Here is a 14,508-nt window from a genome sequence, read left to right on the forward strand (position 1 = left end):
TTTCCTCGCCCCATGATCCGCTGCCTGTTGTCCCTTGTCACCGCCCTTGTGATTCCGGCTGCAATCGCCGAGGAAAGTGGCATGACGGTCGAGCAGGCGGAAGGCTTCGCGCAACTGGCACTGGCGGGGATCGACCGCGAGTTCCCCAACAAAACCGGCCACGTCACCACCGGGGCGGACGACCTGAAGTCGCCGCGGCAGATGCATCCGGTGTTCTACGGCCATTTCGATTGGCACTCGTCGGTGCACGGCCATTGGACGCTGGTGCGGCTGCTGAAGCTGTTTCCACAGGCGCCGTTTGCGGACGAGGCGCGGATGGTCCTGCGCGGTCGACTGACCGCCGAAAAACTGCAAGCAGAAGCTGCTTACTTCCAGAAGAAGGAGAACCGGAGTTTCGAACGCATGTACGGTTGGGCCTGGGCGCTGCGCCTGGCCCGCGAGCTCCATGACTGGGACGATCCCGACGGCCGCGAATGGGCGGCGAATTTTGCGCCGCTGGAGCGGGAGATCGCCGGGCTGGTAAAAGGCTACCTGCCGAAACTCGAATGGCCGGTGCGCTGTGGCTTTCACCCCGAGACCGCCTTTCCGCTGGCGCAAATGCTCGACTATGCCCGCGCCACCGGCGACGGGGAATTCGAGCGGCTGCTGTTGGAAAAGGCGCGATCTTTCTATCGCGGCGACCGCGACTACCCGGCGGCCTACGAGCCGTCCGGCAACGACTTCTTCTCCCCGGGCCTCAACGTGGCCGATCTGATGCGGCGGGTTCTGCCGCAAGACGAGTACTGCGATTGGCTGGGTCGCTACCTTCCGGGACTCGCCGGGGGATCCGCCGGCAACCTGCTCACCCCGGTCACGGTGAGCGACCCGAGCGACGGCCACCTGATCCACCTCGCCGGCTTGAACCTGACCCGGGCCTGGACGATGCGCGGGATCGCCGCGTCCCTGCCGGAGGGTGACGCCCGCAAGCCGGTGCTGCAGGAAGCCGCGTCCAAACACGCCAAGGAGGGGCTCGCCCTGGTGTCGAGCGGGCACTACGAGGGCGAGCACTGGCTCGGCTCCTTCGCGGTCTACCTGCTGGGCGGGACCGGCTTGCCGTGATCCGCGGCAAAGTTTCGGCTTTCCCCGGCGCCGTCCCAGGTTTCACCGTCCCGCCGTGCCCGCTGTCACCAATATCTCCTGCTATCGCTTCGCCCGCATGGACGGCCTCAAGTCCCTGCGCGAACGCTTGCTCGCCTTCTGCAAGGAACGCGCGCTGAAGGGGACGATCCTGCTGGCGCCGGAGGGCATCAACCTGTTCGTCGCGGGGGCGGCTCCGGCGATCGAGGAGTTGCTGGCGGAGCTCCGCGCCTTGCCGGGACTGGAGGACCTGGCGCCGAAGTACAGTGCCAGCGATGAACAGCCGTTCTCGCGGATGCTGGTGCGGCTGAAGAAGGAGATCATCGCCTTCGGGGTGGAGGGCATCGATCCCGCGACCTACACCTCGCCGCGGCTCGAGGCACGCGAGTTGAAGAAGTGGCTGGATGAAGGCCGGCCGGTCGTGCTGTTCGACACCCGCAACGACTACGAGGTCAAGCTGGGCACCTTCAAGAATGCCATCCCTGCCGGTATCGACCATTTCCGCCATTTTCCCGAGGCCGTCGCCAAGCTGCCCGCGGAACTCAAGGACGCGCCGATGGTGACCTTCTGCACCGGCGGCATCCGCTGCGAAAAGGCGGCCCCTTTCATGGAGCAGGCCGGCTTCCGCAATGTCTATCAGCTCGAAGGCGGGATCCTGAAGTACTTCGAGGAAGTCGGGGCCGACCACTACGACGGCGAGTGCTTCGTCTTCGACCAGCGCGTCGGGGTTGATCCCGGCCTGCGCGAAACGGGTTCGGCCGTCTGCTTCGCCTGCCAGGCGCCGCTCACGGTCGAGGAACAGTCGGACCCGCGATACATCGGGCACGTTTCCTGCCCGCATTGTTTCCGCTCGGACGAGGACAAGATGGCGGAGCGGATTGAGGCGCGGCACGCGGCCTTGCGGCAGGTCACCGTCCCGCTGCCCGGCAGCCAGCCCTATGAGAACCGCCGGCCGATCCGCATCCCCGGCGAACTCGACGGGAAGACGATCCTCGAGGTGCTGGAGATCCTCTTTGCCCACATTTCCCGTGATGAATGGCTCGCCCACCTGGAAGCCGGACACATCCTGGATCCACGCGATGCCCCCGCGACGCCGGACGCTTCCGTCAGGGCGGGGGAACAGTGGACACGAGTGATGCCCGGGGTAGTTGAGCCCGCGGTGAATGCAGATGTCGCGGTGCTGCATGAAGACGAGGCCATCCTCATTCTCGACAAGCCGGCACCGCTGCCGATGCATCCGAGCGGCCGCTTCAACCGCAACACCCTGGTGCATTTCCTCCATGCCGCCTGGCATCCGGAAAAACCGCGTCCGGCGCACCGGCTCGACGCGAACACCAGCGGTCTGGTCGTCTGCGCCCGCACCCGGCACTTCGCGAAACTACTGCAACCGCAGTTTTCCCGCGGCGAAGTGGAGAAGCTCTATCTGGCAAAAGTTCACGGGCACCCGGCGGAAGACCGCTTCACCCTCGATGCCTCCATTTCCGATGAGCCCGTTGCCCTCGGCGCGCGGGAGATCGACGACGCCGGCCAAGCCGCGCTGACCGAGGTCACGGTGGTCCGTCGCGATGACGACGGCACGGCGCTGCTCGAGGTCCGCCCGCTCACCGGCCGCACCAACCAGATCCGCATCCACCTGTGGCATGCCGGGCATCCCATCGTCGGCGATCCCGTCTACCTGCCAGATGGCGGGCGGGGGGACACCCAGACACTCTCACCGGAGGACCCGCCGATGTGCCTCCACGCCTGGAAACTCCGCTTCACCCATCCCCGCAGCGGCGAGCGGGTGGAATTCGATGCCGGTCCTCCCACTTGGTCCATACCCGGGTAGGGGAACGAGCTGGCATGGCCAACTGAACAAAGGAACAACCGCTTTGAACGGCCGGCGATGACAATGAATCCATTTCTGTTTGCCTTCCTCATCGCGGCATTTGTCCTCTTTGGAGCAAGCAATTGGGCGCAACACTTCGTGGCATCAAAGCTTGCCAGGTGGCTCTATCAGAATCGACGGGAAGTGTGGCGTGGGCTCGGGCGTCCCGGAACATTCTTCTTCAAGGGCGAGCCTGACAATGGCTACCTTGCAAGAACCTCTGCCCTTCAACTCCTTGCCCAGGGGACTTGGGTGGGTGGCTATCGAAAGAAACTCGCCGGTACCGAAGCGGAAGCCTATCTGCGGCGCCGTCGTGTCGCTGGCTGGATCTCCATCCTATCGATGGTTCTTTTCGCGGCGGGAATGGTTTTCGGTATCGCGCAAGCCGGCCACCGGGAGTCGATGATGGAGACCGCACAAGAGTGGGCGAGGTTCAAAGATCTGCCCCCGACGGCCTCCAATATTGAGATCCGCACGAAGGGATCGAGCTTCACCCGGGAGTTCACTATCCGCTTCCGGGACAGCCCGGCGCATATCAAGTCGTGGATCGCAACGAGCCCCGGTCCGGCTTCCGTTGTTCCGGTCGTCGATCACGAGGGTTGGGCCACCTACACCTATCCAGCGGGTTCGGGTGCCGAATTCGCCGAGGTGAAGATTTCCCCATCGGGCGATGCAGTTCACATTCGGACCTACTGGAGTTGAGGGGGAGGAGCTTCCTACAAGCAGTCCACAAGCTGTCCCAGCTCCGTGAGCACCAGGTCCGCGCCGCAGCTTTCGGGGCTGAAGCCGCGCAGCCGCAGGGATCGCGCGTCGCCGGCGAAAAGGGCGGTGCGGAATCCGGTGGCGATGGCGGGGGCGATGTCGTTGCGGACGTCGTTGCCGATGTAGAGCGCCTCTCGAGCCTTGATGCCGCGCTGGCGCAGGCGGTCACGGACCTGTTGGAAGGGAAAGGGGTCGGGCTTGGCCCGGCGGTCGAGGTAGGAGAAACGGCAGAGCTCCGGGTCGATCCCATGATCGCCGAGGCCGGCGCCGAGGTGCTGTTCGAGGATCGGGACAGTGTAGAACTGCGCGTTTGAAACCAGGCCGAGGGAGAAGTCCCGCGCGGCGAGGGCGCGCAGGGTTTTCGTGGCGCCCGGCATGACGGCGGTGGGATTGGAGCGGTGCTCGCAGGCGATGGCGTGGCGCTCGATTTCCGCGGGGGAAAGTCCGGGCTGGAGCGCGGCGTGGATCTCGCGGATGTCGACTTCCGAGTAAGGATAGGGGGAGGTCGCGTGGGCGGCCTCGATGGCGGCGTCGATCTCGGGATCCGGATCGGTATCCCCGGCCGCGGAGATCAGGAGCGTGCCGTAGATGTCGAAGATCACGGCCTTGATGCCCGGCAGGGGATCGAGCTGCGGGGGAATGCCGGTGGGCAGGGGCTTCACGTGCAGAGGAAATGGAACGATCCCGGCTTGAGGAACTGCGCGAGGATCTTGTGCTTGGGCACGTATTCCGGCGCTTGGGGTGAGGCGGCGAGGACCGACCCGTAGAGCTTGCCGAGCCGGCAGGCATAGGCGTCGGGCGAATAGGGGGCGAGATCAGTGGGCTTGGCGGTCGGCGCGGTTTGTTTCAAGACGCGGCGCAGCCAGGCTTCCGCCGGTTGGGTTTCGGCGCGGATCTCGACCAGCACCTTGCCGGTCCCGTCGCCGGCGAGGATGCGGTGGATGACCTGGCGCTGCAGGTCTTCCGGGAGATTGCCGAAGTCGAGCCGGCCATCGTGGAGCATGGCGTTGAAGGAGCGGTTCAACTGCTCGTTGGACATCGACTGGCCGTAGGTTTCGAGCGTGTCGCTGAGGGTGCGGACCAGCCGCTGGCGGAGGGTTTCCATGCCCACCCACTCGACGGGGACCAGCAGCCGGTCGTAGAGCCGGCCGGGGACGATCCCGGCTTCTGAGAAATCATTGGTCACCGCCGGCAGGTTGCGCCCGAGCAATGGCTTGCCGAGGGTGACCGGTTCGAGAAAGCCGAGGCCGAAACCTTCCGCGACGGAGGTGGTGATGCAGTGGGTCGAGTGCCGCAACCAGCTGGCGAAGGTGCGCGGCGCGCGCGGCGTCGGGGAAAGGCGGCCGACGACATCGAGCATCACCGGCAGGCGGGTATCCTCGGCGAAGGCGGCCCAGTCGTCGTGGTACGGGCGCCAGCGTCCCTTGCCGGCACCGAGGCTGACGGCGTAGCGGGTGCCAGCGGGCGAAAGGGCGGCGAGAAGGAAGAGCTCGCCGAGGTTCTTGCGGCGGATGCCGCGCACCGGGTAGAGCACGAGCGCGTGCTCCGGTGCCTTGTCGAGCGGCTTGACGCGCGCCGGCGGGGTGATGGCGTTCGGCAGCAACGCCGATTCCCCGGCGGGCAGGCCGGCGGCGAGGAAGTGGCGGCGGTCGCGTGAGTTGATGAAGGCCTGGCGGATGCGCGGCGAGTGCGGGTAGAGGGTTTCGGTGTCGGCGATCACCGGGTAATTGCCGGGGCGGCCGTCCTCGGCGAAGTCGTGGAACTGGAGCACCATCGGCTCGCCGGCCTCGGCGAGGATCGCCACCGCGTCGGCCATGCTGCGGTTGCGGCCGATGGTGTGGTTGTGGAAGTGCCAGATGACCGGACCGCTCCCCAGGGCCCGTGCGGCGGCGGAGCGCATAGCCTGGACCAGCTGGAGTCCGCTCGGTCCGCCGTTGCCCCCGGAATAGCCGAGCCCTTCCACCACTTCCACCGGGAGCTTGGCGCCGCTTTCATCCGCTTCCCCGCTGAGGATCACATGGGGGATGCCGGCCTTGGTCAGGCAGCGCGAGGCGGTGTGGATCACCCGCGTCACCCCGCCGCGGCGCAGGTGGTAGTGGACGATGGCGACGGAATAGGGCGCGCTCATGGGCTAGCGGTCGAGGGCGGCGAGGGGTTTGACGAAGTGGAAGCCCCAGATCTCAAATCCAAGCCGATGGTAGAGGCGGTGGGAGGCGTGGTTCGAGGTGTAGCTGTCGAGCACCGCGATGTTGCAGTCGTTTTCGCGGGCGACCTCCTCGAGGTGGCGGATCAAGGCGGTGCCGAGCCCGAGCGAGCGACGGGTCGGGCCGACGACCAGGTTGTCGAGCTCGAGGTAGCGGCCGCACCAGATCTTGGTGGCGATCCAGGCACTGGCGACGGCGGCCAGCTCCCCCTCCACGAATGCCCCGTAGGCATGGTAATGCGGGTGCTCGGCCAGGATGGTGCGGAAGCGTTCGGCGAGGACATCGTGGGGGATGCCCGGATTGAGGTCCGCCAGCAGCAGGGTGGCGGCGTTGATGTCTTCGGGGCCGAGTTCGCGAATCACCGGAGGGCTCACGCCGGTCTTCTAGCGCGAGCGGCGGCGGCAGGGAAGCGTTCGCGATACTCGGGCAGAGAAATCATCGGCGGGCGCTCGCCGGGAGCGGCCTGGGGGACGGGTTGACGGGCGAAGAAGGCGTCGAGGATCTCGCCCGACATGCGGCCGAGCTGGGCCAGCGAGCGGTTGCGGTGGATGCGCTCGTCGAGATCGGTCTGGGCGATCGCGCCGATCCCGTGGTGGCGGTGGACGTCCAGCAGGTGCGAAGTCTCCACCCCGTAACCGGTGGGGAAGGGCAGGGCCTCGAGTATTTCCCGTCGCGCCGCGTATTCGCCGGAAAGCGGCTGGTGGAGGCCGGCAAGTTCCGGGCAGAAGCGTTGCAGCAGCGGGCGCACGAGAATCTCCGTGACGCGTCCGCCGCCGCGGGGATCGACGCCTTCCGCGGCGAGCAAGGGGCGCTCATAGTAGCCCTTCACGTAGCCGAGCCCGGCGTGGCGGATCAACGGACCGACCGTTCCGTAGACGAAGCGCGGATGGATGTTGCCGATGTCGCCGTCGACGAAGCACAGGATGTCGCCGCTGAGGTGGTGGACTGCCTTCCAGAGGTTCTCGCCCTTGCCGGTGCGGTGGCCGTGGAAGGGCAGGATGTCGGACGCCAGCACGACTTCCGCCCCGGCTTCCCCGGCGAGCGGACGGGTCCGGTCGGTCGAGCCGGAGTCGATGACGACCAGCTCGTCGAGCAGGCGGTGTTGATCGACCAGCGCTTCCTTCAAGACGGACACGACCCTTGCGATGGTGCCTTCCTCGTTGAGCGTGGGAATGCACAGCGAGACCCGCAGGCCGGCGGCTTCTTTCTCCGCGACGAGCGCGGGCAGATCGGCGAAGTCGCGGTGGTGGAAGGTCCGGGCCATGCACTAGATCATGTCCCGCGTCACCTCGTAGCGGGCGGCGCAGCGCGGGCACTGGACGGTGATGTAGTCCGCGCCGTCGAAGAGCTCGTCGGGGCGATCCCGCCAGGAGCCGAGGATGGGCAGGATCTTGCCGAGGTCGCAGCCGCAGTGGAAGTGGAAGCGTCGGGTTTCGAGCAGCGAGGTTTCCTCGGTGTCCTCGATCCGTTCCGCGGCTTCGGTGTCGAGCTTGGCGAGCCATTCCTCGTCGCAGTCGGGCTGGGCGGTGACCAGGCTGAACAACTCGTCCTCGTGCCGGAACATCCGTGCCGGGCGCTGTTCGGAGCGGGCGTAGAATTGTTCCACCCAGCTGAGCGGGTCGCGCTCGTCGACTTCGAGGGTCGACAGCCGCGGTTCACTCATGTGCTGCGCGGTGACCTGGGAATAAAAGAAGTTCCGGTCGGGTTCGCGCACGTCCTCGGTGAAGAGGCGGCCGGTGACGGATTCGTGGAGCGAGCCGGCGGTGGCGAATAGGTTCACCCGCGGGGCGCGCAGGTTGACGGTCCAGGCGACGGTTTCCGCCCATGGCCGCGCGACGGCATGGAGGGTGATGCAGGCGAGGAAATCCTTCAGCATCTGGTCGAGCTCCGGCGCATGGCGGATCCCGTGCTGCATCAGGTGCAGGTAGTAGTCGGTGTAGATCGGCGCGAATTTCGCCCGCAGCATCAGGGCATTGCGGTGGCGGACGAAAATGGATTCGACCTTGATGAACTCCTCGATGTTTCCGACCTGCTCCGGCTGCGACACGCGCGGACTTTAGCCGCGCAAGCGGAAGTAGCGCAACTTTGCAAGTTGCGGATGGGGCAGGGTGGAGATTCCGGGGGGCTTGGGGCTTCCTTGGATGCGGCGGTCGTCGGGCGGTTCGTGGAACGATGGGGCCAGCTGTCCGGTGGTGCCGGGGTCTGGGAAAATCGGGCGACCGCCCCACCCGCAACTTGCAAAGTTGCGCTACTTCCCCATCCGTTCCCGGGCCACGGAAAGGTAGTGGTCGTCCATCTCGATGCCGGTGAACGTCGCGACGCCGGCCTGCTTCGCCGCGACGGCAGAGGTGCCGATGCCGAGGAAGGGGTCGAGCATGCGGGTTTCCGGGCCCTTACCGTGGAGGCGGATGCATTGCTCCACCAACGCCACCGGGAAGGTCGCGGGGTGCGGGCGTTCCTTGTCGCGCGACTGGATGGTGTCGTAGGGGATGAACCAGGTGTTGCCGCGGCAGCGCTTGTCCTCGCCACCCGTGTGTCCCCAGCGGGCGATGTTCGACTTGTCCTGGTACGGTACCCCCGCGGCACGGCGGTCGAGCGGGACGTCGCCCGTCTTGGTCAGGTGAAAGACATACTCGTGGCAGTCGTTGACGAAGCGCTTGGAATTGATCGGCTTGAAGTGCCCGGCGCTGATCTGCTCGCCCTTGCGGGTCTCGACGGTGATCGATTTGACCCAGTGGAAGGTGTTCTGCAGCACGAACAAGCCGTCGGTCAGGGCCAGCAGGACTTGGTGAGGGAAGAGCGGGTTCGAAGGAGCGGCGCCGACATTGAGGAAGAACGACCCGTCGTCGGCGAGGACCCGCTTCAGTTCGGTGGCCCAGTCGACACACCACGCGAGGAACTCGGCCCGCCCGGCGGTGTCGTCGAAGGAACGGTAGTTGATGCCGAGGTTGTACGGCGGCGAGGTGACGACCAGATCCACCGAGCCGTCGGGCAGGGTGGGGAGGACCTGGAGGCAGTCGCCGTGGTGGAGATGGAGGGCGGGCATGGGGAATGAACCGCGGAGGCGCGAAGGTCGCGGAGGAAACGCGGAGTGGCGATCTCAGCCGTCGTAGCGGAACTCGGTCATGCGGCCTTCGTTCTGCATGAAATCTTCGCGCAGCTTTTCCGTGGTCATTTCGCCGCGGCGGGCAAGCTCCGGAACGATTTCCTCGCAGATCCAGCGCTGATACTCCTCAAACGTCATCCGCGGTGGCCGGGGATGGCCGGAGAAATCGGGAAGCTTGAGGTCGAGGGTGTTCATCGAGGTGTCTTCACGAGGTCGTATCCGTCGGGGCCTGCGAATTTTTCGCATAGCTGGCGCTGCCGCTCGTCCGAGATAACTCCCGGATTTTCGCTCAAGAGCTCCCTGATGTCGAGGAGGTCCTTGCCGTGGCGGGCTTCGTTGTCCCCGACCGCGTGAAGCTTCATGGCCAGCAAGGTTTCAAGTGTCAGCCCGGGAACAGATCCAATCGACGTCCCGGGTGAAGCGATTGTAGCCGTGGTGGGACACCGCCCAGCCGCCTGCAAGCAGGAGCGGGATGCCTTCCCGATCAAAGCGGTCGTAGAGTGACTGGGCGAAATCGGGAAGCATGGCGGCCTATCTGTTTTCGAGGTCGAGAGGCTCCTCCTCGAATCGATTCGTCCCTTCGACTCTTCCGAACGCCCGGCCTGCCTCGCTCTCGAGGTAAGGGATGATCGCGGGATCGTAGTTGCAGATCGTGTTGACATCGTATCGGGCCAAGTTGACCGGATCGTTCACGTAATCGTCCGACTCCGCTCCCGAGAAAAAGCGCCAGCCCGAATCGATTTTGTCATCCGGCTCCTCCCGATACATGTAGCCAACTTTGCGAGCTTCAACGGTGATGTGATCGGTGGCCAGGCATGACCCCATGTATGGAATCACGCGTTTGATGTCTGAACCAGGAATGTTGAAGTCCTTCTCCATCGATTCCGCGAGTTGATCACTCAAGCTTCCCCTTCAGCAAATCCGTCACCTGCTTCGGGTTCGGCTTGGTGGCGGAGGCCTTCATGACCTGGCCGGTGAGGAAGTTGATGAGCTTCTCGTTGCCGGCCTTGATCTCCGCGACCTGCTTGGGGTTGGCGGCGATGACCTGGTCGCAGAGCGCGTCGAGTTCCCCGGCGTCGGCGGGTTCGAAGCCGAGTTCCTTGGCGACCGCGGCGGGATCCTGGTCCGGGGCGTCGAGCAGCACGGTCAGCACTTCCTTGGCCTGGCTGATGGCCAGCGTGCCCTTTTCTACCAGTCCGAGCAGCGCCCCGGACTTGCCCGGTGAGAGCGGGGAATCGGAGATCGCGATCGAGCGCTCGTTCAGGGAGCCGAGCAGGTTGTTGAGCAGGAAATTGGCGGCCTTCTTGCCGGAGGAACCAGAGGTGGCGACAAGTTCCTCGAAATAGTTCGCCAGCGGCAAATCGGCGGCGAGCACCGAGGCGTCGTAGGCGGTGACCTCGAAGTCCTTTTCGTAGCGTCCGGCGCGCTCGTGGGGACGCTCGGTGAGCATCGGCCGGACCTTTTCCAACAACGGCTCGGTGTGGACCGGCAGCAGGTCGGGGCAGGGGAAGTAACGGTAATCGTGGGCGTCTTCCTTGGTGCGCAGCAGCTGCGACTCGCCGCGGTCGTCGTCCCAGCGGCGGGTCGACTGGATCTGCTCGATGCCGGCCTGGAGGTCTTCCCATTGGCGCTCGATCTCGTAGTCAATGGCGCGGCGCACGGCGGAGATCGAGTTGAGGTTCTTGAGCTCGATGCGGTTGCCGAGCGGATCGCTTTCCTGGCGGCGGATCGAGATGTTCACGTCGCAACGCAACTGGCCCTTTTCCATGTCGGCGTCGGAAATCCCGCCTTGCTGGAGGATCATCTGCAGCGAACGCAGGAAGGCGAAGGCCTCGGCCGAGGTCTCGATGTCGGGCTCGGTCACGATTTCCATCAGCGGCGTGCCGGCGCGGTTGTAGTCGATGACCGAGGTGGTGCCGAGGTGGGTGGATTTGGCGACGTCCTCCTCGAGGTGGATGCGGTTGAGGCGGACCTTCAGGCCGGGGCGGGGGATGTCCTTGCGGACGTCGGTGGGGTAGTTGAAGTCATAGACCGGGACCTCGCCGCCGATGCACAAGGGCAGGTCCATCTGGGTGGTCTGGTAGTTTTTCGGCATGTCCGGGTAGAAGTAGTTCTTCCGGTCCCACTTGGAGATTTCGGGCGAACCGCAGTCGAGGTGCAGGCCGGCGAGCAGGGTTTTCTCGATCGCGTGGCGGTTGAGGACCGGCAGCGCGCCGGGCAGGCCCAGGCAGACCGGGCAGGTGCGGGTGTTCGGCTCCTCGGCAAAGGAGGTTTCGCAGGCGCAGAACATCTTGGTGTTCGTTTTGACTTGGCAGTGGACTTCAAGACCGATGGTGACGAGATAGGACACGGACGAGTGGGAATTGGAGATTGGAAATCGGCGATTGGGCCTCGCAGCTCCGATGCCGCTCATTGGCGGCCAAGAATACCCAATATTCAATCCCCAATCGGCAATCCTCCGATGCCTCTCGCCGTGCTTGCCATTTCCCGGGGTCCGGTGCATGGCGGAGCCCCGTGCAAACCCTTCCCTCGCGGGACGACGAATGACTTTGGAAATCGGACTGACCCTGGCTGTCATCGTTCTGACCCTGATCGCCTTCATCAAGGAGGTGGCATCGGCCGACGTGATCGCGCTGACGGTCCTCTGCGCGGTGGTCGGCCTCGGGCTGATCGATTACTCGCAGATGACGGAGGTCTTTAAAAACGAGGCACCTCTGACCATCGCGGCGCTGTTCATCATCGGCGGGGCCTTGGAGAAATCGGGAGCGGTCGACCACATCGGGCAAGTCCTGAAAGCGCGGCTGTCGGGGAACTTGCGCTGGTCGATCTTCGCCTTCGCCGCGCTGGCGGCGTTTTTCAGCGCCTGGATGAACAACACCGCGATCGTGGCGATCTTGTTGCCGGTGACGCTCGGCTTTGCCCGGACCAAGAACATCCCGGCGTCCAAGCTGCTGATGCCGCTTTCCTATGCGTCGATCCTCGGCGGCACCTGCACCTTGATCGGAACTTCGACCAACCTTTTGGTCAACGGCTCGCTGAAGTCGATGGGGGAGACCCCGATGACGATGTTCGAGCTGGCACCGGTCGGGGTGCCGCTGGCCATCGCCGGCATCGGCTACCTGGTGATCTTCGGGCCGAAGCTGATGCCGTCCCGCTCGTCGATCAGCGGCAGCCTGGAGATCGAGCACCGGACGACCCCGCTGTATCACGTCCTGATCGAGGATGATTCCCCGCTGGTGGGGAAGCCCTTGCTCGAAACCCCGCTTTTCAACCGCGACGGCGGCGTGCACCTGCTGGAAGTCCGGCGCAACGGCCAGCGCGTGATGCAGCAGGTCAACGAAATCACGGTCCAGAAATTCGACCGCTTTCTGATCGCGGTCCACGGCCGCAAGAAGAAGGCGGTCGAGGCCAACAGCCTGTTCAGCGAGGCGCGGGCCCAGGTTCTCTCGACGGTGGACGGGATCGTCACCGAGCTGGTCATCCGCGACGAGTCGTCGCTGATCGGCGTGACCCTCGCGGGCTCGGACTTCCGTCAGGAATACAACGCGGTGGTGCTGGCGGTGCATCGCAACGGCGTGAACATCACCGAGCACCTCGCGCGGCTGCCCTTGGAAATCGGCGACACCCTGTTGGTGATCACCCCGGCGCACAACCTCGACGAAATCGCCGAAAGCCGTGACTTCGTCCTCACCGACAAGCCGGTTGAAGCGACATCGACCGCGCCGAAGCACCACTCGGTGCTCGCCTGGTCGGCTCTGATCGGGGTGGTGCTGGTAGCGACCCTGACCGATGTCCTCCACGGCATCATCCCGGCGGTGCCGAAGATTCCCATCCACTACGCCTCGATGGTTGGGGCCCTGCTGCTGCTGTGGACCAAGGTGCTGACCCCGCGCGATGCCTACGCGAGCGTCGACTGGCAGGTGCTACTGATGCTCTACGGCTTGTTGGGCCTGGGCATGGCGATGGAGGAGACCAAGACGGCGGAGTTCCTGGCAAAGAACGTGGTCGGATTCACCCGCAGCATGTTCTCCGCCGAGATGCTGCCCTATGCCACCTTGTGGCTGATTTTCCTGCTGACCCTCCTCCTGACCGAGGTGCTCTCGAACAACGCGACGGCGGTGATGATGATCCCGATTGGCGTCAGGCTGGCGCACGAGCTCGGGGTCCAGACCCACCCGTTCATCATCGGTGTGACGGTGGCGGCCTCGTGCGCCTTTGCGCTGCCGATGGGTTACCAGACGCACCTGATGATCTATGGTCCGGGCGGCTACCGTTTCTCGGACTTCCAGCGGGTCGGGATTCCGCTGAACCTCATCTGCTGGATCGTGGCCTGCACCCTGATTCCCGTGATCTGGCCATTCCACGGGTAGAAGGGATCAATCAAGGATCATCAAGGGAGCACCGACTTCAGTCGGCTTCTCAGGACTGGCGAGCCAACCAATCCAAGCCGACTGAAGTCGGCGCTCCCTTCCCGTCCCTTGGCGCTCTCACTAAAGCTTCAAGTTTGCAAGCAGCTCCCTCAGGTTGGGATTCCGCATCACGTGGTCCAGCCGCGGGTCGCGCAGGATGTCGGCATAGCGCTTCTCCCTTGCCAGCTGCCGCAGTTCGGGATCGTCCAGGATCAATGTTCGGATCTCCGGTTCCTCCATCACCGGGATGGCCTTGGGCGGGCTCGATTCCCCGAGGGCGATCAACTTCGCCAGCGTGACCCGGGCTTCGTCCGACAGCGAATCGAGCTCTCCGAAACGCTCCAAGCTTCCGCCAATGGTCCTGCGGATCTCCGCGAGGAAGCGGAACGATGCGTTGGTGTCGCTCTTGCCATCAACGAAGCGCCGGATCTCGGCAACCGAGCCAAAGTTCCGCAGGGCCGTGGCACCGCTGAACCAGAGCAGGGCGGTCGGCACCAGGCTGAACAGCAAGGTCAGCGCCCAACGCAAGGGCGAGCGGCGGTTCTGGCCGGCAACTTCCTTGTTGGGCTCGCCCCAAGGCCGGACCAGCACCTTCAGGATGGCGCGCAGGACCAGCAGCGAGACGATGCCGGTCACGACCGGTGCCGCCACCGACAACCACGGCTGGCCGTGCCCGAGCAGGGCCGGGGCGTAGCGCCAGGCCTGGAGGGCGGCAAATCCGCTGACGCAGACGATCAAGGTGCCGACGATGATCCGCAGCAGGCCGCGCAGCACGGCGAGGCTGGCGCAGGCGCCGAAGATCAGCAGTGCCGCCGTCCCGAGGCTGACCTGCGGGATCGTCTGCAGGTCGAGCGCGGCGAACAGTTCTTTCATGCGTCAGGTGCCGGGAATCCTCCCACCTGTCCGCGCTGGCGCAAGAGGTGATCGCAGATGACCAGCGTCGCCATCGCCTCGACCATCGGCACGGCCCGCGGCAGCACGCAAGCGTCGTGGCGGCCGCGGCCGGCGAGTTCGGTGTTCTCGCCGGTGTTGGTGACGGTTTCC

At 65.1% G+C, this 14,508-nt stretch carries 16 protein-coding genes and 2 pseudogenes; 5 read left to right on the forward strand and 13 right to left on the reverse strand.

All coding sequences use genetic code 11. The annotated features are described in order from the left end of the window. Positions 1-12: 12 nt before the first annotated feature. From IG178_RS14095 to IG178_RS14105, 4 genes and pseudogenes are all read left to right on the forward strand, one after another. The gene (locus IG178_RS14095) at positions 13-1,098 is read left to right on the forward strand and encodes a DUF2891 domain-containing protein (RefSeq protein WP_226895435.1); all 1,086 of its coding nucleotides are present in this window, start codon (positions 13-15) and stop codon (positions 1,096-1,098) included. A 55-nt stretch (positions 1,099-1,153) separates the two neighbouring features. Continuing rightward, positions 1,154-1,987 (forward strand): annotated as a pseudogene (locus IG178_RS26435) (sulfurtransferase); the annotation flags it as partial. Positions 1,988-2,101: 114 nt separating this feature from the next. Beyond that, positions 2,102-2,944 (forward strand): annotated as a pseudogene (locus IG178_RS26440) (RluA family pseudouridine synthase); the annotation flags it as partial. A gap of 63 nt (positions 2,945-3,007) precedes the next feature. Then, positions 3,008-3,685 carry a hypothetical protein gene (locus IG178_RS14105; RefSeq protein WP_193213206.1) on the forward strand — a complete coding sequence of 226 codons (678 nt, stop codon included), beginning with the start codon at positions 3,008-3,010 and terminating at the stop codon, positions 3,683-3,685. Between the two features lie 14 nt (positions 3,686-3,699). On the opposite strand, the gene IG178_RS14110 is transcribed toward IG178_RS14105, so the two are convergent. The 11 genes from IG178_RS14110 to gatB all read right to left on the reverse strand — a co-directional run bounded on the left by IG178_RS14110 (position 3,700) and on the right by gatB (position 11,405). After that, positions 3,700-4,407: an HAD family hydrolase gene (locus IG178_RS14110; RefSeq protein ID WP_193213207.1), complete on the reverse strand. Its 708-nt coding sequence runs from the start codon at positions 4,405-4,407 to the stop codon at positions 3,700-3,702. Then, entirely contained in the window at positions 4,404-5,873 is a 1,470-nt protein-coding gene (locus IG178_RS14115; RefSeq protein ID WP_193213208.1) for a glycosyltransferase family protein, read from the reverse strand. The genes IG178_RS14110 and IG178_RS14115 overlap by 4 nt, the downstream gene beginning before the upstream one ends. 3 nt (positions 5,874-5,876) lie before the next feature. Next, positions 5,877-6,323 (reverse strand): GNAT family N-acetyltransferase, encoded by a 447-nt coding sequence (locus tag IG178_RS14120; protein ID WP_193213209.1) that lies wholly within the window; start codon positions 6,321-6,323, stop codon positions 5,877-5,879. Continuing rightward, on the reverse strand, positions 6,320-7,213 hold the full coding sequence (locus tag IG178_RS14125; protein ID WP_193213210.1) for a glucosyl-3-phosphoglycerate synthase: 894 nt from the start codon (positions 7,211-7,213) through the stop codon (positions 6,320-6,322). The genes IG178_RS14120 and IG178_RS14125 overlap by 4 nt, the downstream gene beginning before the upstream one ends. Before the next feature lie 3 nt (positions 7,214-7,216). Next, positions 7,217-7,996, reverse strand: coding sequence for an Hsp33 family molecular chaperone HslO (locus tag IG178_RS14130; RefSeq protein ID WP_226895436.1), 780 nt, complete (start codon positions 7,994-7,996; stop codon positions 7,217-7,219). A 201-nt stretch (positions 7,997-8,197) separates the two neighbouring features. After that, a complete protein-coding gene (locus IG178_RS14135) occupies positions 8,198-8,995 on the reverse strand; it encodes a DNA-methyltransferase (protein WP_193213211.1) in 798 nt (265 codons plus the stop codon). Positions 8,996-9,049: 54 nt separating this feature from the next. Then, on the reverse strand, positions 9,050-9,250 hold the full coding sequence (locus IG178_RS14140) for a hypothetical protein (protein WP_193213212.1): 201 nt from the start codon (positions 9,248-9,250) through the stop codon (positions 9,050-9,052). Continuing rightward, a complete protein-coding gene (locus IG178_RS14145; RefSeq protein WP_193213213.1) occupies positions 9,247-9,417 on the reverse strand; it encodes a hypothetical protein in 171 nt (56 codons plus the stop codon). Before IG178_RS14145 ends, IG178_RS14140 begins: the two co-directional genes overlap by 4 nt. Before the next feature lie 13 nt (positions 9,418-9,430). Then, on the reverse strand, positions 9,431-9,580 hold the full coding sequence (locus IG178_RS14150) for a hypothetical protein (RefSeq protein WP_193213214.1): 150 nt from the start codon (positions 9,578-9,580) through the stop codon (positions 9,431-9,433). A 6-nt stretch (positions 9,581-9,586) separates the two neighbouring features. Beyond that, positions 9,587-9,934: a DUF2185 domain-containing protein gene (locus IG178_RS14155; protein WP_193213215.1), complete on the reverse strand. Its 348-nt coding sequence runs from the start codon at positions 9,932-9,934 to the stop codon at positions 9,587-9,589. 16 nt (positions 9,935-9,950) lie between these two features. Further along, positions 9,951-11,405, reverse strand: coding sequence for an Asp-tRNA(Asn)/Glu-tRNA(Gln) amidotransferase subunit GatB (gatB, locus tag IG178_RS14160; protein ID WP_343225975.1), 1,455 nt, complete (start codon positions 11,403-11,405; stop codon positions 9,951-9,953). Positions 11,406-11,598: 193 nt separating this feature from the next. On the opposite strand from gatB, the gene IG178_RS14165 reads away from it, so the two are divergent. Further along, positions 11,599-13,425, forward strand: coding sequence for an SLC13 family permease (locus tag IG178_RS14165; protein ID WP_193213217.1), 1,827 nt, complete (start codon positions 11,599-11,601; stop codon positions 13,423-13,425). A 120-nt stretch (positions 13,426-13,545) separates the two neighbouring features. Here the strand turns inward: IG178_RS14165 and IG178_RS14170 are convergent, their stop codons facing one another. After that, positions 13,546-14,337 carry an HPP family protein gene (locus IG178_RS14170; protein ID WP_193213218.1) on the reverse strand — a complete coding sequence of 264 codons (792 nt, stop codon included), beginning with the start codon at positions 14,335-14,337 and terminating at the stop codon, positions 13,546-13,548. Then, positions 14,334-14,508, reverse strand: a 175-nt coding sequence (locus tag IG178_RS14175) for a chorismate synthase (protein WP_193213219.1), incomplete at its 5' end; no start/stop codon positions are given. The genes IG178_RS14170 and IG178_RS14175, both read right to left, overlap by 4 nt.

The sequence above is a fragment of the Neoluteolibacter marinus genome, from assembly GCF_014904755.1.
Classification (GTDB): Bacteria; Verrucomicrobiota; Verrucomicrobiia; order Verrucomicrobiales; family Akkermansiaceae; genus Haloferula; species Haloferula marina.

Coding starts and splice junctions, on each gene's coding strand:
- IG178_RS14095 (WP_226895435.1), top strand. CDS start 13: ATGATCCGCTGCCTGTTGTCCCTTGTCACCGCCCTTGTGATTCCGGCT.
- IG178_RS14105 (WP_193213206.1), top strand. CDS start 3,008: ATGAATCCATTTCTGTTTGCCTTCCTCATCGCGGCATTTGTCCTCTTT.
- IG178_RS14115 (WP_193213208.1), bottom strand. CDS start 5,873: ATGAGCGCGCCCTATTCCGTCGCCATCGTCCACTACCACCTGCGCCGC.
- IG178_RS14125 (WP_193213210.1), bottom strand. CDS start 7,213: ATGGCCCGGACCTTCCACCACCGCGACTTCGCCGATCTGCCCGCGCTC.
- IG178_RS14135 (WP_193213211.1), bottom strand. CDS start 8,995: ATGCCCGCCCTCCATCTCCACCACGGCGACTGCCTCCAGGTCCTCCCC.
- IG178_RS14140 (WP_193213212.1), bottom strand. CDS start 9,250: ATGAACACCCTCGACCTCAAGCTTCCCGATTTCTCCGGCCATCCCCGG.
- IG178_RS14145 (WP_193213213.1), bottom strand. CDS start 9,417: ATGAAGCTTCACGCGGTCGGGGACAACGAAGCCCGCCACGGCAAGGAC.
- IG178_RS14150 (WP_193213214.1), bottom strand. CDS start 9,580: ATGCTTCCCGATTTCGCCCAGTCACTCTACGACCGCTTTGATCGGGAA.
- IG178_RS14155 (WP_193213215.1), bottom strand. CDS start 9,934: ATGGAGAAGGACTTCAACATTCCTGGTTCAGACATCAAACGCGTGATT.
- IG178_RS14165 (WP_193213217.1), top strand. CDS start 11,599: ATGACTTTGGAAATCGGACTGACCCTGGCTGTCATCGTTCTGACCCTG.
- IG178_RS14170 (WP_193213218.1), bottom strand. CDS start 14,337: ATGAAAGAACTGTTCGCCGCGCTCGACCTGCAGACGATCCCGCAGGTC.